Here is a 19,606-nt window from a genome sequence, read left to right as displayed (position 1 = left end):
GCTGTATGAAGCAGCCGCTTCCCATGGATCATGTATTTTCTCCCTTTCTTTATGACGAAGATATTGCCTGGTTGATAGTTCGATTCAAACACCACGCCGATTTTCGTGCCGGCCACAATCTTTTTCGTCTACTGGAAGGTCATCTTTATAAGGTTTCTGATGCCGACTCACCCGCGCTGTTGCCCGTTCCGTCTCATGTATCCCGCTGCAGGGAGCGCGGGTTCGATCCGGTGTGTTGGTTGGCGCAGCGGGTAGCGAGACGGTTGGCGTGGCCACTTCTTGAAGCGCACAAGCGCCGAGCAACACCCCGTCAGCAGCAGCTGACTCGGGCGGGCAGGGTGAAAAACCAGCGGCAGGTATTTGAAGTGCCTGACATGACAGGAAAAACCGTCTGGTTATTTGATGATGTGATGACCACGGGGGCTACGCTTGGCTCTCTTGCTCAAGCCTGCCGAGCGAGGGGGGCCTGTCGTGTCAATGCGCTGACGCTGGCACGCACACCGGCCTCCCATGAATCTGCTAGCATGGCCGCCCCGCCAAGGAGAACGCCATGACTCACCCCTATGACACCCTGACGCCTGTAACCGTGCTGGATATGATTGAAGCTCTGGGCTTTGAGCTTCAGGGCGAGCCCTTTGCACTTAACAGTTATGAGAACCGGGTCTATGCCTGGCGTGCGGAAAGTGGGCCGCGGTTTGTATTGAAGGTGTACCGGCCGGGGCGCTGGACAGCCCAGCAGATTGATGAAGAGCTTTCATTTCTTGACTGGCTGGAACAACACCAGGTGCCCGCTGGGCGAGTGTGGACATCGCCGGAGGGTGTCCGTCGCCATGAGTTCAAGGGGTTTCATTACGCCCTGTTTCACGCCGTTCCCGGGCAGGCGCCCGAGCTTGATAATCCTGCACACCTGTTTGCACTGGGCGAGCTGATGGGCAGGATGCACGCGGCGGCAGCCGATTTTTCCTTTGTTCATCGACCGACACTTGAACCGATGCCCCTTCTGGAGCGAAGTCGTGAGCAGGTACTTTTGTGCGGCCGTCTCGACAAGGGGCAGCGCCGTACCTATGAGCGTCTGACAAGTGAACTGCTTACCCAGGCAGAACAGTGGTCATTATCAGGGCTGCGCCTTCTGCCCACTCATGGTGATTGTCATATCGGAAACCTGTTGGGCCGGGATGACGAGTTTTCACTGGTGGACTTTGATGATGCCATTACTGCTCCCGCCATCAACGATCTCTGGATGTGGTTGAGCGGAGAAGATGCCCAGCAGTGGCAGCGACAGTGGTCTGAAATCATCGAAGGGTACGAGCAGTATCGTGCCTTCGACAGCCGTGAACTGGAATGGATCGAGCGGTTGCGTACCTTGCGTCTGGTGCGTCATACGGCCTGGATTATCGAGCGCTGGAACGACCCTGCCTTTCCCTCAGCCTTCAGCTGGCTTGAACGCCCCGGTTACTGGGAAACCCACCTGCGCACGCTGGAGCAGCAACGCCATGCGCTATCTTCCCCTCACTGGCTGGCGTAATGCGGCTTGTCGATCGCGGGCTGTGCTGCTCGCGGTCGGGTTGCTGCTGCCGGCCGTAACGCTCGCCGGTGCCGACCAGGACCCTCCCTGGATTTCGAAATTTCCGGCTCTGGAAGCCCGTGTTGATAGTGTGATGAGCGTTGTCAACGCATGGACGGGCAGTGCCAGTGAGACACTGGCTGATTACGATCCCCTGTTTGAAGCCGTGCAACGACATGCCAGTGCCTACTGGCAGGATGTCAGACTTTCTCAGACCAGGACCCTGGTGGCCTACGATGATAACTGGCAAAGCCGCTCCGAGATCGATTTCGAGCATGGCCGAGTCACTATTGAAACGCTCAGGAGCGGGGCTACCACGGAAGAGCTGACCCGCCTGATCGAAAAGACGCTGGCATCGCCTGTCGATGACAGTGCGCTGGATAGCGGGCGGCTTAGTGATACACCGACGGATGGCATACAGGGGGTGCTGGCGGGCCAGGTCAGGGACCAGGAAGGTAAATCGGTTGAATACGCATGGCGGGCCAAACGCTATGCGCGCTGGTTGGCCACCCACCGTGTGGAACGCAGCCAGCAGGCAGATGGAAGTGATATATTACGAATAAATATACCGTTATCTTCCAATCACCTCAGAGTAAGAGCTCAACAGTTTGTACCGGCCATCGAGAAGGCGAGTCACCGCCATAAGGTAGACCCGGCACTGGTCATGGCCATCATCGCGACAGAATCGAGCTTCAACCCCTACGCCGTCAGTCATATCCCGGCTTTCGGGCTGATGCAGATTGTTCCGCGTACTGCCGGCCATGATGTCTTCAATCGGGTCTACCGGAAGGCCGGAAAGCCCGACAGGGACTATTTATTCAATGCCGGGCGCAACATTGATGTGGGCACGGCGTATCTCGGGCTGCTCAATCATGTTTATCTCAAGGGCATCAACGATCCGGTAAGTCGCCGCTTGTGTGTCATTGCTGCCTATAACGGCGGAGCCGGCAATGTGTACAAGACCTTCGGGGGTGGAAAGAAAAAGGCGCTGGCCAGAATCAATTCACTCAGTTCACAGCAGGTCTATAACCGGCTGCGTACCCACCATCCCGCCGATGAAACGCGCCGTTACGTCAAAAAGGTCAAGGAGGCTCGTACGCGTTTCAGGCCACTGATTGTTGCAGGGACAACCTGAACTGCGTATTTCCTGCGCTTGCGATAAGATAGGGCTGAATCGGGCAGCCATGCGGGCTGCCCGTCCCTTACCTGTCAGAGATGAATAAAGCCCATGTGCGACGAGCTTTCCCACCATTATCACGAAATCATCAAGGGTCTGGGGGAGGATCCTGAGCGGGAAGGGCTGCGCGATACACCGGTTCGTGCAGCCAAGGCCATGCAGTTCTTGACCAATGGCTACAGCAAGTCACTTGATGAGCTGGTCAATAATGCTGTCTTTTCCTCGGATACCGATGAGATCGTTCTGGTCAAGGACATCGAGCTTTACTCGATGTGTGAGCACCATATGCTACCGTTTATCGGCAAATGTCACATCGGATATCTGCCGGATGGCAAGGTGCTGGGGTTGTCCAAGTTTGCACGGATCGTCGACATGTTCGCGCGACGTCTGCAGATTCAGGAAAACCTGACACGCCAGATTGCCGAGGCGGTACGTGATGTCACCGGTGCACGTGGGGTGGGAGTGATTATTGAAGCCAAGCACATGTGCATGATGATGCGAGGCGTGGAAAAACAGAATTCCAGCATGACAACGTCCGTGATGCTGGGTAATTTCCGCAGTCACGTTGAAACACGGCAGGAATTTCTGGCGCTGCTTCGTCGTTAGTCCGAGACTCGAAGGGTGCCGGTCTTCAGTGAGCAATGAAGTCGGAAAAGACACCAGAAGGGAGCATGTTATGGATAACCTCAAGGACAAGGCCCTGTTTCGGCCCTTTGCCTTTATTGATGGCAACTGGGTAGCCGCCGACAGCGGTGAGCAGATCGAGGTGGATAACCCGGCCACCGGCGAAACCATCGCCCGCGTGCCGCGGATGGGGGAGAAGGAAACCCTGCGTGCCATCGAGGCAGCCCACGCAGCGTTTCCGGCATGGTCGGCGCGTACCGCGCTTGAGCGGGCCGATATTCTCAACCGCTGGTACGAGCTGATGATGGAGCATCAGGAAGATCTGGGCCGTCTGATGACCCTTGAGCAAGGCAAGCCCAAAAAGGAAGCAGAAGGTGAAATTGCCTACGCTGCAAGCTTCATGCGCTGGTATGCCGAAGAGGCGCGTCGTGTATATGGCGATACCATTCCGGGGGCCAAGGGCAATCAGCGCATTGTCGTGCTGAAGCAGCCTGTTGGCGTGGTAGGAGCCATTACGCCCTGGAACTTTCCGTCATCAATGATTACCCGCAAGGCCGCTGCTGCCCTGGCGGCCGGTTGCCCGATCGTCATCAAGCCGGCCAGCCAGACGCCGCTGTCGGCGACGGCACTGGCAGTACTGGCCGAACGTGCCGGTGTACCGCGCGGCGTCTTTAACGTACTGCCGGGCAGTGCCGGGGAAATTGCGGGTGCCATGACGTCCTCGCCGATGGTCAGGAAGATTACCTTCACCGGTTCTACCGGCGTAGGCAGCACCCTGATGGCCAATGCCGCCGAGAATATCCAGAAGATTTCACTGGAGCTTGGAGGTAATGCGCCCTTTATCGTGTTCGAGGACGCAGACCTTGATGCAGCCGTGGAAGGTGCACTGGCTTCCAAGTTCCGTAATGCCGGACAGACCTGTGTCTGCACCAATCGGTTCCTGGTGCAGTCGGGTGTCATCAATGCGTTCTGTGAAAAACTTGCTGCGGCCATGAATCGTGAGCTGGTGGTGGGCGATGGCATGAAGGAGGGCGTGACCGTAGGGCCCATGATCGATGAAAATGCGGTCGAGAAGATGTCCGAGCACGTGCAGGATGCCATCGACAAGGGCGGTGAGCTGATGCTGGGCGGACAGCCTCATTCAAAGGGTGGGCGCTTTTATATGCCAACCCTGATCAATGGCGCTACGTCCGAGATGAAGGTAGCCAGTGAAGAAACCTTCGGCCCGCTGGCCGCCGTCTTTTCCTTTGATACCGAGGATGAGGCGCTCACCATGGCCAATGACACGGAATATGGTCTGGCGGCCTATTTTTACAGCCGGGATATTGGTCGGGTCTGGCGTGTGGCTGAAAGGCTCGAGTACGGCATGGTTGGCATCAATGAAGGTCTGATTTCCAATGCTGCCGCACCCTTTGGTGGCGTCAAGGCCTCCGGCCTTGGGCGTGAAGGGTCAAAGTATGGGCTGGAAGAATATCTGGAAACCAAGTACCTCTGCATGAATATCGGGTAATCCTGTATTTCATGTCTGGCCGGCCTTCATGGCCGGCTTTTTTTTTGCGATAGAGCGCGCTATCGTAGGGATGAAACTTTAGTTTCATATCCACGTTCAAAGAAACAATAATAAAGGCCTTCTTCCCATGACCACCACCTTCCAGCCGCCTTGCCGCCTGCTGATGGGCCCAGGCCCTATCAATGCCGACCCGCGCGTTTCCCGAGCCATGTCGGCCGCCCTCGTTGGTCAGTATGACCCGGCGATGACGGGTTACATGAATGAGACCCAGCAACTGTATCGACAGGTCTTTCGTACCCATAACGAAGCAACGCTTCTCGTGGATGGAACATCGCGAGCCGGCATCGAGGCGGCACTGGTATCTTTGGTGGCACCTGGCGAGCGAGTGCTGGTGCCGATGTTTGGTCGTTTCGGGTTGCTGCTCAAGGAAATTGCCGAACGCTGTGGCGCGGAAGTGCACACCATCGAAGCTCCCTGGGGAGAGGTGTTCACACCAGAACAGATCGAACAGGCACTGGCACGGGTAAAACCTCATGTACTGGCGCTGGTACAGGGCGATACATCAACCACCATGTGTCAGCCACTGGAGGGGATCGGGGCGTTGTGTCGCCGTCACGGCGCACTGTTTTATACCGATGTGACCGCCTCGCTGGCGGGTAATGAGCTTCGTGTGGATGACTGGCAGATTGATGCCGCAACCGCCGGACTTCAGAAGTGTCTGGCCGGGCCCTCCGGCAGCTCACCGATAACCCTGTCAGCACGGGCGGTCGACAAGATCATGCAGCGCGCTCACATTGAAGCAGGGCTTCGCCAGTCCTCGGATGAGGCGGGTCATGCTCAGCCGATTCGCTCCAATTACCTGGACCTCAGCCAGATTCTCAAATACTGGGGGCCGGAACGGCTCAATCACCATACCGAGGCGACGGCCATGCTCTATGGCGCACGCATGTGTGCGGCGCTGCTGGTGGAAGAGGGCATGGATCAGGCCATCGCACGTCATCAATTGCACGGGCAGGCCATGGCCGCTGGGCTGACGGCCATGGGCCTTGAACTGTTCGGTGATCAGCAGCATCGCATGCATAACGTGGTCGGGGTGTATATCCCCGAGGGGCTGGATGGCGAAGCGGTGCGACGCTGCCTGCTGGAAGATTTCGCCATCGAGATTGGCACTTCCTTCGGCCCTTTGCACGGGCGGATATGGCGCATTGGGACCATGGGCTACAACGCGCGCCGGGACTGCGTGTTCACAACCCTGGCGGCGCTTGAGCAGGTGCTTGGGCTGTTTGATGTAACCGTGCCCGCCGGCGAGGCGGTGCGTGCAGCACACCGGATTTACTCTACCTCAACATTACAGGACACCCCCCATGCATGATGCCGATCAAATACTGGCCGCCTGTGATGAACTGGCACGGCTCAGTGAAACCGATACTGGCATCATGCGCCGTTATCTGACTCCTGTGCATCATGACGCCAATGCCAGGGTGGCACAGTGGATGCATGAGGCGGGCATGGCAGTTCATCAGGATGCAGCCGGCAACCAGTGGGGCCGTTACGAGGGACTTGAGGCGGATGCGCCGGCGCTGGTGATCGGGTCTCATCTTGATACGGTGCCTGATGCCGGCCGTTATGACGGCATCCTGGGGGTCATGCTGGCCATTGGCGTAGTGCAGCGGCTTCAGCGCAGTGGACGGCGCCTGCCCTGTGCCATCGAGGTAGTGGCCTTCGGGGATGAGGAAGGTACGCGCTTCGGCACGACCCTGCTGGGCAGCCGTGCGGTGGCCGGTACCTGGGAGCCTGAATGGTGGGCGCTGACCGACCCGACAGGGATCTGTCTTGAGCAGGCCTTTGAAGCAGCCGGGCTTGTTCCGGGTCGAATTGATACCGCTCGTCGTGAGTCGTCGCAGATCGTGGGGTATCTTGAAGCCCATATCGAACAGGGCCCGGTACTGGAAGATCGTGATCTTGCCCTGGGGGTCGTTACGGCGATTGCCGGCGCACGGCGGGCCAGAATTACGCTGACCGGTTGCGCTGGTCATGCGGGCACCACGCCGTTTGATCTGCGCCGGGACGCGCTGTGTGGCGCCTCTGAAGCGGTACTGGCCATTGAGGCACTTGCACGCGCCAGTGGGGCAGTCGCTACGGTCGGTGAGATGAATGTGACGCCCGGAGCCGTGAACGTTATTCCGGGCGACGTGAGTTTCAGTCTGGATGTGCGGGCGCAGGAAGATGCCGTGCGTGACCGGACCGTAGCGGCTATCGTGGAGTCACTCGAGCGTATCTGTACTGCTCGTGAGCTGACGATGCACTGGGAGGATACGCACAGCGCCAGCGCGGTTGCCTGCGCTGACTGGTTACAGGATTGTGTCAGCAGGGCGGTAACGCAGGTTCAGGGTGATGAAGCCCTGCATCTGTTCAGTGGTGCTGGCCATGATGCCATGGCCATGGCATCACTGACCGATGTTGGCATGCTGTTCATTCGCTGTGGTGGAGGCGTAAGCCACCATCCGGATGAGTCGGTGCGTGCCGATGATGTCGCGATGGCCCTCGACGCCTTTGAAATTGCGGTTATTCGGGCGGCACGTCAAGCAGGGCTGCCAGCCTGATCGCTGCGATTCGTCCGATTTGCTCGAGCGCCTCGGCCAGCTCAACATCGCCGGGGCGCTCAAGGCGAACGGCAAGTGCGTCCAGTATCATGGTGGCCGTCATACCCTTGACGGCCACCACAAACGGAAATCCGTGCCGTTGTCGATAGGCCGCATTCAGTTGCCTGAGGCGGGTCAACTGCTCCGGGGGGGCGGCGACCAGGCCCGCACCGCGCTGCTCCTGCTGTGACGCGGTAGTCAGCCGATGAAGCTGGGCTTCTCCAAGCTCGGGGTGTGCGCAGATCAACGCCTTCTGCTGTGCCTCCGAGGCGTTGCACACTACGCCCTGGGTGACCTGGATCAATGCCTCGGGTGTTTCAAACGGACGCCGGGCTGCCGCATCGCGAACAATCCAGTTCGAATGTTCATACAGCCCTTCCAGTGCCTTTACAAACTGGTCCGCTGGCAGGGCGTTCAGTTCGGCAAGTGTTACCGTCATATTCATTATCCTGTTAATTCACGAGGTGGCCTGTGACTCGACTTACCACTCATGTACTTGATCAAGCTGCCGGCAGGCCTGCAGCAGGGGTTCGCCTTCGCCTGTACCGTGAGGGCGAAACAGACGCGCTGGCGGATACCTTCACCAACGCCGATGGCCGTGTAGATCAACCATTGCTGGAAGGCAGTGATGTGGCCGGGCGCTACGTGCTGGTCTTTTCGGTCGGTGATTATTTTGCCGCCAATGGCCAGCATCAGGCTCGTTTTCTGGACGACGTTCCGGTGGCCTTTACCCTGGCGGACGAGGCGCATTATCACGTCCCTCTGCTGGTCACGCCCTGGGCCTACAGTGTTTACAGGGGCAGCTGAGCTGCCCCCGTGGTATCAACCTGCCTGATTTACCGTCGATGAGGTCTCCGCTACCGGCTCGGTGGTTTCTGCCTCGTTCTTCTCGTCCTTTTCCTGTAGCTCGCGCTCCGGCATCAAAAGGTGGCCAATAATGGCCACCAGCCCACCGGTGGTGATCGATGAGCTGAACACCGCCTTCAGAGCGTCCGGCAATTGCGCCGTGATATCGGGTACCACCTGCACGCCAAGCCCCGCCCCAAGGGACAGCGCAATCAACATGATGCGTTTTCGAGTCATGTGCTGCTCGGCAAGAATGCGAATGCCGGATACCGCGATCAGGCCGAACATCAGGGTGGTGGTGGCACCAAGTACCGGCTTCGGAATCTGTTGAAGCCACCCACCCAGTGAGGGCAGCAGCCCCAGCGCCATCAGAATGACCCCGACATAAAGCCCGACATGTCGGCTGGCTACGCCGGTGAGGTGAATGACGCCGGTATTCTGGCTGAATGTCGTATTGGGGAAGGTGTTGAAAAAGCCGGCAAGCAGGGAGTTAAGGCCATCGGCAATGACGCCGCCTCGGATGCGGCGTTGATAGTCCGGCCCGTGAGTGGGCATGAAGGACGCTCGGGATGAGCCAGTCAGATCTCCTACGGTTTCGATGGCCGTGATCAGGAATACAAAGGCAACCGGTATAAAGGCCGCCAGATTGAAATCAAGACCGTAGTGCAACGGCATTGGCAGGCGAAAGAGAGGGCTGTCATCGGTGGGCGGGGTAAACATGCCAAACATGGCCGCCAGAATGCAGCCAATGACCAGCCCTGCAAAGACCGATCCCACCCTGAGAAGTGGCCAGCGGCTCAGCTGACAGGCCAGTACCGTAACAATCACGGCCAGGGCCAGAAGCAGATTGGCCGGTGCACCAAAGGTCTCGGCTCCAAAACCGCCGCCGATATCGGTCATCCCCACATGGATCAGGCTCAGGCCGATCAAGGTGACGACAATTCCGGTAACGGTCGGTGTGATCAGGCGTCTGAGCCGGTTCAAAAAGCCCCCGAGTACGACCTCGATCAGGCTTCCTGCCATGCAGATACCAAACAGCGTGGCGAGAACCTGCTGATCATCGGCACCCTGTTGTCGGGCAATCATCCCCGCCGAGATCAGGGCGGCCACGAACGAAAAGCTGGTGCCCTGAACGCTCAGTAGTCCCGAGCCAACGGGCCCGAAGCGCCGGGTCTGTATGAAGGTACTGATACCTGAAATCAACAGGGAGAGGCTGATCAGATAAGGCGCTTCAGCACCAAGTCCCAGTGCATTGGTGACAATGATGGTCGGTGCGATGATGCCGACGAAGCTCGCCAGTACATGCTGAAAGGCCACCAGTGCCGCAGTCACGGGGGGCGGGCGGTCGCCGTGTTGATAAACAAGATCGTTGGATGTCATGGGAAAGTATCCTGATGTCGTGTTGGTGAGTCTTTGTTGTTGTAGTAACCGTGTGATTACGGCATCGAACGCGGACCGGCAGGCGGGCATCGTCTGGCGGTCCGTGTACGGGTGGTGCTACCTGCTGACCGCACTTGTGGTCATCGGGCGGCCCTGTACGTGTACTGCGTGAATGGCGCGATCATCACCCAGCATCATGAGGTTGAAGAGCGTCTCGAACAGGTTTTTCGAGCGAGCGGCCTTGCGTGACAGGGCTGGTGAACCGGCCGGATCCAGAACCACCACGTCAGCTTCCATCCCCGGGACGAAGCTTCCAATGCGGCTGTCCAGCGACAGCATGCGTGCATTGCCGCGGGTCAGTTGATAGAACCCCTGCCAGGGCGTCATCGGATGGCCCTGAAGCTGACTGATCTGATAGGCCGCCGCCAGAGTTGCCAACTGAGACAGGCTGGTGCCGGCCCCGATGTCACTGGCAATCCCCGTCATTACCTGTTGCTCGCGGGCACGTCTGGCATCAAACAGGCCACTGCCCAGAAACAGGTTGGACGTGGGGCAATAGGCAATTCGGCCCCCGGCGCGGGCCAGGCGCTGACGGATGTCGTCATCGATGTGAATGCAGTGAGCAAATACCGAGCGGTCTCTCAGCAGGCCGACCTGATCGTAGACATCAAGGTAGTCCCGGGCCAGGGGGTAAAGGGATGCCACCCAGTCGATCTCGCCCTGATTTTCGCTCAGGTGGGTTTGAACGATCATGTCCGGGAAATCCTGTGCCAGCCGCCCGGCAATATTGAGCTGCTCTGGGCTGGATGTCGGCGCAAAGCGAGGCGTAATGGCATATTCCAGCCGATCGACGCCATGCCATCGTTCAATCAGCGCCCGGCTTTCATGATCGGCTCGCGCTGGTGTATCGCACAGGGCCGCTGGTGCATTGCGGTCCATCATGACCTTGCCGGCCAGCATCCGGCAGCCCCGTCGGCGAGCCGCTTCAAACAGGGCGTCAGCCGAATGGGGGTGGCTGGTACAGAAGACCAGCGCCGTAGTGGTGCCATACCGCAGCATTTCGTCCATGAAATCCTCTGCCATGTGCGTGGCATAGGCAGGGTCGCTGAAGCGCATCTCTTCCGGGAAGGTGTACTCGTTAAGCCAGTCCAGCAACTGCCGGCCGTAGGAGGCAATGATATCGAGCTGGCTGAAATGCAGGTGGGGGTCGATGAACCCCGGCATGATCAACTTGTCCGGATAGTGGTAAAGAGTAATGTTTTCCGGAAGCTCGCTTAACAGGGCCTCTGCCGCCCCGAGGCGGGTTACGCGGCCGTTTTCGATGACGAGTACGCCATCATCCAGATACTCGACACTGCCAGGTGCAGGGGTAATATCCTCGCCCGGGTCGGCGGTAAAGTGCAATACAGGGCCGCGTAAAACAACAGGTGCTTCATGGGTCATGATGGTGGTCCACATAAGGGCCCGCTTCGGCAGGCCGTGATCATGATGGTTCGGTAATCTGTTCAAGATGTGTCAATGCCGGCCCGTCCAGGCCTCGCAGCACGGAGGGCGCCGCTACCGGAGCAAGCGTCAGAAGCTCTGCTGCGACAGCGATGGCAATTTCATGAGGCCGCTTGCCTCCGATGCCGGGCAGACCGATCGGGCACCTTACCTGATTCAGCTGCTGCTCGGTGGTGCCGCCTGCCAGAAGTCGATGACGAAACCTGGCCCATTTGGTTGCCGAGCCAATCATGCCAACGGAAGCCAGGGTGCCATGCGTCGCCAGCCGCTGGATCAGCGCTTCATCCTCATGATGGTCATGGGTCATGACCAGTGCATGAGTGCCGGGCTGCAGGCACTCGGCGGTGGCCAGGGTGTCGTGCTCGAAATGACAACGGGTTCGAGGCGAGCTGCCGACATGTCCGGGCAGCGGGCGGCTATCATACCAGTCGATGCGCCAGTCCAGGGGGGCCAGCAGGCGTTCAAGTGCCGTGGCCACATGACCGGCGCCGAACAGGGCCAGTCGCGATGTGGCCCCCGGGTCTGTCGTGACCAGAACGCTGACATGGCCGCCACAGCACTGGCCCGAGCGTACGCCCAGGGGAAAGCGCTCAAGCTGCATGTGGGCATCGCCCGTGACCAGTTGCTTTCGCGCCAGAGCGATCAACTGATGCTCAAACTGCCCCCCGCCCAGTGTGTCGATGATCTGGTCGTGTGTCACGAGCATACCGGCACCGGGTTCGCGCGGTGTCGAGCCGGCACTCGAGACCAGCGTGCACAGCACGTGCGGTACGCCGGTGCGCTTGCACCAGGCGAGGGCATCGTACCAGGTGGTCATGGTTGCAAGCTCATCCATGGTCGGCCCCTTCCGGGCACGCGGCCGGTGTGCTGGCGGACTTGATGGCCTCGACGGCCAGCAGGATTCTTTCCGGCGTGGCGGGGACATCCAGGGCCGGGCTGGTGGTGTAATTGGTCAGGCTCGACAGGGCATCTCGCAGGGCGGACCACACCGACAGGGCCAGCATGAAGGGCGGCTCACCGACTGCCTTGGAGCGGTAGATGGTGGCCTGCGAACACGGATGGCCTTCCAGTAGCGCCACATTGAATACCGGCGGGGCATCACTGTAGGCCGGGATCTTGTAGGTGGCCGGCCCGGTGGTCAGCAGGGTGCCCTTGTCATCCCACTTGAGTTCTTCCGTGGTCAGCCAGCCGGCCCCCTGAATGAAGCCGCCTTCGATCTGGCCGCGATCAATGGCCGGGTTCAGGCTGTCTCCCACATCATGCAGGATATCGACGCGCCGCAGCCGGTGCTCACCGGTCAGGGTATCGATTTCCACCTCTGATACGGCCGCACCATAGGCATAGTAGAAAAAGGGATGGCCCTTGCCGGTGGTCTTGTCATAGTGAATGGTCGGGGTGGAGTAGAATCCGGTCGCGGACAGGGGAACTCGTTTGAGATAGGCCGCCTGAATCAGTTCTTCCCAGGGCATCGACCAGCCATCGGCGATCAGCTGGCCGTCGCTGAAGGTCAGGCTGTCGCGGGGCTGGCGGTATTGTTCGGCGGCCAGATCCAGTAACCGTGCTCGCAGGGTGAGTGCGGCGTCCCGGGCGGCCATGCCATTGAGGTCTGCCCCTGATGACGCAGCGGTCGGCGACGTATTGGGAACCTTGTCGGTACGCGTCGCGCTGATGCGTACCCGTCCCAGTGGGATATCAAATACCCGCGCCACGATCTGGCATACCTTGGTATGCAGGCCCTGGCCCATTTCGGTGCCGCCGTGGTTGATCAGTACACTGCCATCGGTATAGATCGCCAGTAGTGCTCCGGCCTGGTTCAGGTGCTGAGCGGTAAACGAAATGCCGAACTTGACGGGGGTCAGCGCCAGCCCCCGTTTGATGATCGGGTTTTCTTGGTTAAAGGCCGTAATGGCCTGGCGTCTGTGTCGGTAGTCGCTTTGTTTCTCCAGTTGATCAATCAGCGGGCCGATCAGGTGCTGGTCCAGTCTCTGGCCGTAGTGGGTCTCGTCTTTCTGGTCGGTATAAAGGTTGCGCTTGCGAACATCCAGAGGATCAAGCCCGAGCCGCCGGGCAATATCATCCATGGCGGCTTCGATCGGCATCATGCCCTGCGGGCCACCAAATCCTCGAAAGGCCGTATTGGACGCCGTGTGTGTCATGGCCCGGTGCCCGGTCACCCTGGCATTTCCCAGGTAATAGGCATTGTCGGCGTGGAACATGGCCCGATCGACCACTCCTTCGGACAGGTCCGGCGAGTGACCGCAGTTGCCAATCAATGAAATGGTGGTGTCTCGTAGAATCCCGCGGTCGTCGGTAGTGACCTCGTAGTGCGTTTCGAAGGGGTGACGCTTGCCGGTCATCAGCATGTCGTCGCGCCGGGGCAGGCGAAAGCGCACCGTGCAGTGATTGCGAGCGGCGGCCAGCGCGGCCATGGCGCCGAGGGCTGCGGCCTGGCTTTCCTTGCCACCAAAGCCACCGCCCATGCGGCGCACTTCTGCAACAATGCTGTGAAGTGGCCGGTCCAGCACTTCGGCGACCAGCTTTTGTACTTCGCTGGGGTGCTGGCTGGAGGTCAGGATGCGAATGCCATCATCATCAAGTGCTTCTGCCTGAGCGATCTGACCTTCCAGATAAAAGTGCTCCTGACCACCGATGGAAAGAGTGCCACTGACACAGTGACTGGCGGCGGGCGCTTCCCCGGGGGCTTCACGAGTCTGGGTGTTGTTTTTCATCGCGCTACCGCGGTCCAGAGGCGTGGCACGCTCGTGATGGTGTACCGGCAGAACAGTCAGTCCCTGAGCAATGGCCTCGACGGCATCCAGCGAGGCTGGAAGGGGCGTGGCATGGATCACGGCCTTGTCGACAGCTCGGCGTGCACTGACCAGATCCGTTGCGACCACGGCAAAGACCGGCTGTCCGGCGTAACGCAGCTCCCTCTCGGCCAGCAGCGGATCGCCGGGGTATACGGCACCGACTTCGTTGCGGCCCGGGATGTCAGCGGCGGTGATGACGTCGATGACCCCCGGGCTCTGGCGCACCGCGTCAAGGGTCAGTCCATCCAGTCGCGCATGAGCATGCGGACTCAATCCAACGGCCAGATACCCCATGCGAGCATGGGCGGGCAGGTCATCCACGTAAATGGCGCGCCCGGTAACATGCGCCACGGCGCTGTCGTGGGGGGCGCTGTGTCGTGTGGCAGCGTCGGAGGGAAGCGGCGCGGGTGCCGGGATCAGTTTACGCATGAGTCAGCTCCTTGTGGCCGGGCACGGCGTTCAGGTGCCAGTAAAGTCGTTCGATCAGGTTGCCTGCGGCGATACGGCGATAGGTACTGGAGGCGCGTACATCATCCAGTGGCGTGAATTCCTCTGCCAGAGCCTTTCTGGCCATTGCCAGCCGCGCGGCTGTCAGTTGGTGACCTTCCAGAACCTGTTCGAGTGCCGGCGCGCGGGCTGGGGTGGCGGCCATGCCACCAAAGGCAATGCGTACATGATCAAGGCGGTCACCCGTAACGGTGGCGCTGGCGGCCATCAGTACCGCAGAAATATCGTCATCGCGTCGTTTTGACAGTTTCCAGACCCACAGGGCCTGATGCCTGGCAAGGCTGGGTAAAATCAGTGCCTTGATGTAGTTTCCGGCGCCCAGCACGGTCGTGCGGTAGCCGGTAAAGAACTCATCCAGCGGCAGGCGCCGTTCCCCGGACAAGCCATCCAGAATCAGCTCGGCATTCAGTGCAAGCCAGATGGGGGGCGTATCGCCAATCGGGGAGGCATTGGCGATATTGCCACCGACGGTGGCCTGTTCCCGAATCTGTCGCGACCCCAGGCGATACAGAAGCTCGGCCAGTGCCGGGTAGTGCTTCTCCGCCAGCGGCAACAGGGCCTCGAAGGTGACGCCCCCGCCGATATACCAGCCTTCCTGGAGGGGCATGATTTGTTTCAGCTCGGGAAGGCGGGTCAGGTCGATCAGGGTGTCGAACGTGCGTAGTCGGGCATTGGCTTCCACCATCAGGTCAGTGCCCCCGGCAACAAGCGGCGCGTCCGGGTGGCGTGCCAGGCAGGCGTGCAGGTCACTCAGGCTGGTCGGCAGCAGGTAGTCCCGTGCCGTGGACACGGCGGGCGGGACAGGGGCCTTGTCCTGTGCAGGACGCGGTCCTGATGGCGTGGTCATGACGGCGCGCGCGGCGTCACGAATGGGACGATACCCGGTGCAGCGACACAGATTGCCGGATAAAGCCTGTTCAATGTGATGGTCCAGATGCGAGTCGTCCACCATATCCACTTCCTGCCGATTTTCGTACAGGGCATAAAGTGACATGACGATACCCGGCGTACAGAAGCCGCACTGGCTGGCGTGGTGTTCGACCATGGCCTGTTGAACCGGGTGCAACTGTGTTTCTTTCGCCAGTCCTTCCACTGTCGTGACGTGACAGCCGGCCAGCTGGTGGGCAGGCAGAATGCAGGCATTGACACTTTTATATCGCCTGGGTGCTTCCGGAGAGGTAATGGTAATGGTGCAGGCGCCACAATCGCCGCTGGCACATCCTTCCTTGGTGCCACATTGCCCCAGTGTGGTGCGCAGTAAAGTGAGTGCGCTCGTTTCCGGTGCAGGTGACTTGCACTGCACCGGGTGATCATTCAGTGTGAAACTCAGCATGGCGTGCCCTCAGCTATCGGTCGTGGTGCACTGATCTGCAAGCCCGCGACATTGGTATAGACATTACAATGCAAAAAGCTGACCAACTGTACAGAGTTTAATATATCGATATTTTCTGGTAGTACATGAAAATAACTGACGACACGGTATGCATACTGACCGATGCATCATTATTTCAGGCGACATGCGCATGACAGCAGGGTCCGATGAGCAGGGAACATCCAGGGCGAAAACGCGCCTTGCCAATGAACAACTGATTCTTGACGTGGCCGAGGGCTGCTTTGCCCGCCACGGCTTTCGTGGCACCAGTGTGCGGCTGATCGCCGAAGAGGCCGGGTTGCCGAAATCCAACATTCTTTATTATTTTTCATCCAAGCTGGTGCTGTACAAGGCCCTTTTGGCACGCACCATGCAACGCTGGAACGAGCAGATTGACGATATACGTGTCGAGGATGACCCGGCCGAGGTGCTGAGTCGGTTCATTAGAGCCAAGATCGAACAGGCCAGGCTGCACCCACAGGCCTCACGGCTTTTTGCCACGGAAATGCTTCAGGGGGCTCCGTTCCTGCAGGATTACCTCGGCAGCGTCGGCCGTGCCTGGATGGCAGACAAGGCTGAGGTGCTGGCGGTCTGGATGGATCAGGGGCGGTTGCGTCGCATGGATCCTGTTCGATTGATCTTTCTGATCTGGGCCTCGACACAGCACTATGCGGATTTTGAAGTTCAGATTCTGGGCGTCACCGGCAAGGAGGCCCAGAGTGCCGAAGATTTTGATGCGGCCGCGGATTTTCTGTGTGCGATGATCCTGCGAGGTTGTGATTTGATCCCGCCGTCTGGAACCATTACGGATCACCTGCCCATGCTGGCGGCTCAGGGAGTGCATACATGACCCCGTTGATAACGACGCAAATGACCGAGGTTGATCGCATCGCCGAGCATTTAAGGGATGCGATGGCGCGGCACCGTCTGACCCCGGGCACAGTGCTGCGGGAAAAGGAGCTGGCCATGCTGTATGGCTGTTCGCGTACGGTGATTCAGCAGGTATTGATCCATCTGGAAGAGCTGGCGCTGGTCACGCGGGCGGCGCATCGCAGCGCTCAGGTGCGTACGACCACCGAAGAGGAGCTGGATGATGTCTTTACCATCTGGTCAACGCTCGACAGGGAAGCCCTTGCCCTGCTGAGTGGCACGCTGACACCTGTAAACCGCCAGGTCCTGAAGGACCTGCTGGACACCGAGCGTCGCGCCCATTATCAGGGGCACGACATGATTCGGACCCAGTGCTCCAGAGAGTTTCACGAAATGCTGGCGCGTCGCTGCCCGAATCGGCCGCTGGGCGATGCATTGATGCGCGTACTGGTGCATGTATCGGCACTGGTCGTATTGTTTCGGACACACGGGCCGGCGTCATGCTATATGGAGGAAGATCATCAACTTCTGCTGGAGGCGCTGATTGTCGATGACGCCGATAGGGTTTACCAGCTCGGTCGTGATCACATTGAAGGCATTCGTGCCCAGTTGAGCAGCCGGCAGCCGGCGCCGATAGACGATGTTCCGGCTGCGCTCAGACCCTTGATTTCTCGACTATGACGCAGCATATCGGACAACGCATTGAGGCCTACTACCAGGATTTGCCCTCCCACGAGCGGCGTGTTGCAGATTTTATTCTGGCCCACTTTGATGACTTCGCCATCTACAGTGCAGCAGACCTGGCACGCCTGACCGGTGTGTCAAAGGCCACGGTGACGAGACTGTTCAAGCGGCTGGGATTCGCCCATTTTCAGGAGGTGCGCGAGCACGCGCGTGAATTGCGTAATCTGGGGGTGCCACTGGTGACCGAGCCCGGACACACTGCGCAGGCCTTCCATCGTCATTTCGAACGTGAGCAGGCCAATGTGAAGGCCATGCTGGATGCTCTTGATCCGGACACCCTGGGAGCGATTGCTCAGGCCGTGTCGACCGCGGATAACGTGGTGGTCATGGGGTTCCGCAACAGCTACCCGGTGGCCCTGCACCTGCGGCAGCAGTTGCTGCAGGTGCGCGGTCAGGTCCATGTGTTACCCCAGCCGGGTCAGACGCTGGCCGAGGAGCTGGCCTCGCTTGGCGACCGCGATGTGGTCGTGGTCGTGGGATTCAGACGCCGGGTCACGTCATTTGATCGGCTGATGGCGCATCTGCATACGCTGCCCTGTTCGGTTCTGCTGATCGCCGATGGTACGGCCACATCAGCCCGACAGCATGCGGACTGGTCTGTCATTTGTCCGCTGGACAGTATCTCCGCCTTTGACAGCTATGCCGCAGCGATGAGTCTGGTCAATATCCTGGCCAGTGCCGTGCTGCATGAACATTTGAAATCCGGCCGCCAGCGAATGGCACGGTTATCGCATCATTTCGAACAGCTTGACGAATTGTCATAGCCTCACCGGAGGCTCAGTGTCGGCCGTAGCCTCCCTGTTATCAATAACAACAACATGATCAGGATGTAGTGCATGACAACGTCTTCCTTCTGGGTTACCCCCCGCAGCATTCGTCCGCCCACCGGTAGCGGTCCGCTCGACTACCAGCGTTTGGCGGTCAAGGACCTGTTTGATGTAAAGGGGCTGCCTACCGGTGCCGGCAATCCGGACTGGCTGGCCACGCACCCTGTACCGCAGTCCAGTTCTCCGGTAATCGCGACGCTTTTGAACGCCGGGTGTCATCTCACCGGCAAGACCCTGACCGATGAGCTGGCCTATAGCCTGAACGGGGCCAATATCCATTACGGCACGCCTACCAATCCGTCAGCTCCGGACCGATTGCCCGGCGGCTCAAGCTCGGGATCTGCAGTGGCTGTGGCCCGGGGGGAGGCCGATATCGGACTGGGAACCGATACAGGAGGCTCCATTCGCGTGCCGGCCAGCTATTGCGGTCTTTATGGCCTGCGCCCCAGCTGGGGCGCCATCAGCACTGCCGGGATGGTCCGCCTTGCGCCCCGGTTTGACACGGTGGGATGGCTGACGCGGGATATGAAAACCCTCGCTGCGGTCGCGGATGTGCTGCTGCCGGCGCAGGCTGATGTGACATTCAGCGGTGTGACCGTGCTGCGTCCCGAGGGAATGCCGGCGGGGGCATTTGACCGGATAACTTCCCGGCTGACACGGCATGTGGAAAACGTGAGTGTGGAAACACTGCCCCTGTCGGTTGTGAAATCAGCCAGTGCCACGTTCAGAATACTGCAGGGGCGGTCGCTGTGGCGTGAGCATGGTGACTGGATTACCCGGACCCGGCCCACCTTTGCCCCGGATATTCAGGCACGTTTTGACTGGAGCGCCGAGCTGGACGCTACTGCCGAGGCTGAAGCCGAGCATCAGCGTCTGGCCATCATACGCCGGTTGATTCGCTGGAATGACGGAGGGCGCAGGCTGATCTGCCTGCCCTCGGCACCGGGCGCTGCGCCCCGCCTGACTACACCTGCCGAATCGCTGGCCGATTATCGCGAGCGATTGATGGGCATGACTGCGCTGGGCGGATTATGGGGGGCACCGGTACTGGCGCAGCCCTGGCTTGAGGATGACGGCTGCCCGTGGGGCGTTTCTATGCTGGCGCCTCCCGGGCATGATCGGGCACTGTTGGCAGCATTTGAAGAAACAACGGGGTGACGGTCTGCGCTGCCATCTCGTTTTATCATTAAAAACGCCGCAGTTGCGGCGTTTTTAATGAGAGGCTTGAGT

General features: G+C 59.6%; 18 protein-coding genes. 12 read left to right on the top strand and 6 right to left on the bottom strand.

Annotated elements, in window-relative coordinates; all coding sequences use genetic code 11:
- Positions 1–5 precede the first annotated feature (5 nt).
- The 7 genes from OQ287_RS04415 to OQ287_RS04385 all read left to right on the top strand — a co-directional run bounded on the left by OQ287_RS04415 (position 6) and on the right by OQ287_RS04385 (position 7,478).
- Positions 6–554 (top strand): ComF family protein, encoded by a 549-nt coding sequence (locus tag OQ287_RS04415; protein ID WP_265895717.1) that lies wholly within the window; start codon positions 6–8, stop codon positions 552–554.
- Positions 551–1,525 (top strand): serine/threonine protein kinase, encoded by a 975-nt coding sequence (locus OQ287_RS04410; protein WP_265895716.1) that lies wholly within the window; start codon positions 551–553, stop codon positions 1,523–1,525. The genes OQ287_RS04415 and OQ287_RS04410 overlap by 4 nt, the downstream gene beginning before the upstream one ends.
- Positions 1,494–2,699, top strand: a complete 1,206-nt coding sequence (locus OQ287_RS04405) for a murein transglycosylase domain-containing protein (protein ID WP_265895715.1) — start codon at positions 1,494–1,496, stop codon at positions 2,697–2,699. Before OQ287_RS04410 ends, OQ287_RS04405 begins: the two co-directional genes overlap by 32 nt.
- A gap of 93 nt (positions 2,700–2,792) precedes the next feature.
- Positions 2,793–3,347 (top strand): GTP cyclohydrolase I FolE, encoded by a 555-nt coding sequence (gene folE / locus OQ287_RS04400; protein ID WP_250936995.1) that lies wholly within the window; start codon positions 2,793–2,795, stop codon positions 3,345–3,347.
- 70 nt (positions 3,348–3,417) lie between these two features.
- A complete protein-coding gene (locus OQ287_RS04395) occupies positions 3,418–4,875 on the top strand; it encodes an NAD-dependent succinate-semialdehyde dehydrogenase (RefSeq protein ID WP_265895714.1) in 1,458 nt (485 codons plus the stop codon).
- Positions 4,876–5,002: 127 nt separating this feature from the next.
- Positions 5,003–6,247: a pyridoxal-phosphate-dependent aminotransferase family protein gene (locus OQ287_RS04390; protein ID WP_265895713.1), complete on the top strand. Its 1,245-nt coding sequence runs from the start codon at positions 5,003–5,005 to the stop codon at positions 6,245–6,247.
- Positions 6,240–7,478 (top strand): allantoate amidohydrolase, encoded by a 1,239-nt coding sequence (locus OQ287_RS04385; RefSeq protein WP_265895712.1) that lies wholly within the window; start codon positions 6,240–6,242, stop codon positions 7,476–7,478. The genes OQ287_RS04390 and OQ287_RS04385 overlap by 8 nt, the downstream gene beginning before the upstream one ends.
- On the opposite strand, the gene uraD is transcribed toward OQ287_RS04385, so the two are convergent.
- Positions 7,441–7,956 carry a 2-oxo-4-hydroxy-4-carboxy-5-ureidoimidazoline decarboxylase gene (gene uraD / locus OQ287_RS04380; RefSeq protein ID WP_265895711.1) on the bottom strand — a complete coding sequence of 172 codons (516 nt, stop codon included), beginning with the start codon at positions 7,954–7,956 and terminating at the stop codon, positions 7,441–7,443. The genes OQ287_RS04385 and uraD overlap by 38 nt on opposite strands.
- A gap of 32 nt (positions 7,957–7,988) precedes the next feature.
- Here uraD and uraH point away from each other — a divergent pair, with 32 nt between their 5' ends.
- A complete protein-coding gene (uraH, locus tag OQ287_RS04375) occupies positions 7,989–8,324 on the top strand; it encodes a hydroxyisourate hydrolase (protein ID WP_250936984.1) in 336 nt (111 codons plus the stop codon).
- A 15-nt stretch (positions 8,325–8,339) separates the two neighbouring features.
- Here uraH and OQ287_RS04370 read toward each other — a convergent pair whose 3' ends face one another.
- The 5 genes from OQ287_RS04370 to xdhA form a co-directional block, all read right to left on the bottom strand.
- Positions 8,340–9,743, bottom strand: coding sequence for a uracil-xanthine permease family protein (locus OQ287_RS04370; RefSeq protein ID WP_250936981.1), 1,404 nt, complete (start codon positions 9,741–9,743; stop codon positions 8,340–8,342).
- Between the two features lie 117 nt (positions 9,744–9,860).
- Positions 9,861–11,186 carry a guanine deaminase gene (gene guaD / locus OQ287_RS04365; protein ID WP_265895710.1) on the bottom strand — a complete coding sequence of 442 codons (1,326 nt, stop codon included), beginning with the start codon at positions 11,184–11,186 and terminating at the stop codon, positions 9,861–9,863.
- Between the two features lie 40 nt (positions 11,187–11,226).
- Positions 11,227–12,081, bottom strand: a complete 855-nt coding sequence (gene xdhC / locus OQ287_RS04360) for a xanthine dehydrogenase accessory protein XdhC (protein ID WP_265895709.1) — start codon at positions 12,079–12,081, stop codon at positions 11,227–11,229.
- Complete coding sequence (xdhB, locus tag OQ287_RS04355; protein ID WP_265895708.1) at positions 12,074–14,485, bottom strand: xanthine dehydrogenase molybdopterin binding subunit; 2,412 nt, start codon at positions 14,483–14,485, stop codon at positions 12,074–12,076. Before xdhB ends, xdhC begins: the two co-directional genes overlap by 8 nt.
- A complete protein-coding gene (gene xdhA, locus OQ287_RS04350; protein WP_265895707.1) occupies positions 14,478–15,896 on the bottom strand; it encodes a xanthine dehydrogenase small subunit in 1,419 nt (472 codons plus the stop codon). The genes xdhB and xdhA overlap by 8 nt, the downstream gene beginning before the upstream one ends.
- Before the next feature lie 190 nt (positions 15,897–16,086).
- On the opposite strand from xdhA, the gene OQ287_RS04345 reads away from it, so the two are divergent.
- The 4 genes from OQ287_RS04345 (at position 16,087) to OQ287_RS04330 (ending at position 19,534) form a co-directional block, all read left to right on the top strand.
- On the top strand, positions 16,087–16,785 hold the full coding sequence (locus OQ287_RS04345) for a TetR/AcrR family transcriptional regulator (protein WP_250936968.1): 699 nt from the start codon (positions 16,087–16,089) through the stop codon (positions 16,783–16,785).
- The gene (locus OQ287_RS04340; RefSeq protein ID WP_265895706.1) at positions 16,782–17,486 is read left to right on the top strand and encodes a GntR family transcriptional regulator; all 705 of its coding nucleotides are present in this window, start codon (positions 16,782–16,784) and stop codon (positions 17,484–17,486) included. The genes OQ287_RS04345 and OQ287_RS04340 overlap by 4 nt, the downstream gene beginning before the upstream one ends.
- The gene (locus OQ287_RS04335; protein WP_265895705.1) at positions 17,483–18,313 is read left to right on the top strand and encodes a MurR/RpiR family transcriptional regulator; all 831 of its coding nucleotides are present in this window, start codon (positions 17,483–17,485) and stop codon (positions 18,311–18,313) included. The genes OQ287_RS04340 and OQ287_RS04335 overlap by 4 nt, the downstream gene beginning before the upstream one ends.
- 72 nt (positions 18,314–18,385) lie before the next feature.
- Entirely contained in the window at positions 18,386–19,534 is a 1,149-nt protein-coding gene (locus tag OQ287_RS04330) for an amidase (protein ID WP_265895704.1), read from the top strand.
- Positions 19,535–19,606 lie beyond the last annotated feature (72 nt).

Origin of the sequence: Larsenimonas rhizosphaerae, assembly GCF_026240105.1 — a bacterium.
In the GTDB taxonomy this organism is placed as follows: domain Bacteria; phylum Pseudomonadota; class Gammaproteobacteria; order Pseudomonadales; family Halomonadaceae; genus Larsenimonas; species Larsenimonas rhizosphaerae.
The sequence above is the reverse complement of the archived record's forward strand: the minus strand, read 5'-3'. Positions and strand labels throughout refer to the sequence as shown.

Excerpts from the sequence above, each read along its gene's own strand:
- OQ287_RS04415 (WP_265895717.1), top strand. The coding sequence starts at position 6 with ATGAAGCAGCCGCTTCCCATGGATCATGTATTTTCTCCCTTTCTTTAT.
- OQ287_RS04410 (WP_265895716.1), top strand. The coding sequence starts at position 551 with ATGACTCACCCCTATGACACCCTGACGCCTGTAACCGTGCTGGATATG.
- OQ287_RS04405 (WP_265895715.1), top strand. The coding sequence starts at position 1,494 with ATGCGCTATCTTCCCCTCACTGGCTGGCGTAATGCGGCTTGTCGATCG.
- folE (WP_250936995.1), top strand. The coding sequence starts at position 2,793 with ATGTGCGACGAGCTTTCCCACCATTATCACGAAATCATCAAGGGTCTG.
- OQ287_RS04395 (WP_265895714.1), top strand. The coding sequence starts at position 3,418 with ATGGATAACCTCAAGGACAAGGCCCTGTTTCGGCCCTTTGCCTTTATT.
- OQ287_RS04390 (WP_265895713.1), top strand. The coding sequence starts at position 5,003 with ATGACCACCACCTTCCAGCCGCCTTGCCGCCTGCTGATGGGCCCAGGC.
- OQ287_RS04385 (WP_265895712.1), top strand. The coding sequence starts at position 6,240 with ATGCATGATGCCGATCAAATACTGGCCGCCTGTGATGAACTGGCACGG.
- uraD (WP_265895711.1), bottom strand. The coding sequence starts at position 7,956 with ATGACGGTAACACTTGCCGAACTGAACGCCCTGCCAGCGGACCAGTTT.
- OQ287_RS04370 (WP_250936981.1), bottom strand. The coding sequence starts at position 9,743 with ATGACATCCAACGATCTTGTTTATCAACACGGCGACCGCCCGCCCCCC.
- guaD (WP_265895710.1), bottom strand. The coding sequence starts at position 11,186 with ATGACCCATGAAGCACCTGTTGTTTTACGCGGCCCTGTATTGCACTTT.
- xdhC (WP_265895709.1), bottom strand. The coding sequence starts at position 12,081 with ATGGATGAGCTTGCAACCATGACCACCTGGTACGATGCCCTCGCCTGG.
- xdhB (WP_265895708.1), bottom strand. The coding sequence starts at position 14,485 with ATGCGTAAACTGATCCCGGCACCCGCGCCGCTTCCCTCCGACGCTGCC.
- xdhA (WP_265895707.1), bottom strand. The coding sequence starts at position 15,896 with ATGCTGAGTTTCACACTGAATGATCACCCGGTGCAGTGCAAGTCACCT.
- OQ287_RS04345 (WP_250936968.1), top strand. The coding sequence starts at position 16,087 with ATGACAGCAGGGTCCGATGAGCAGGGAACATCCAGGGCGAAAACGCGC.
- OQ287_RS04340 (WP_265895706.1), top strand. The coding sequence starts at position 16,782 with ATGACCCCGTTGATAACGACGCAAATGACCGAGGTTGATCGCATCGCC.
- OQ287_RS04335 (WP_265895705.1), top strand. The coding sequence starts at position 17,483 with ATGACGCAGCATATCGGACAACGCATTGAGGCCTACTACCAGGATTTG.
- OQ287_RS04330 (WP_265895704.1), top strand. The coding sequence starts at position 18,386 with ATGACAACGTCTTCCTTCTGGGTTACCCCCCGCAGCATTCGTCCGCCC.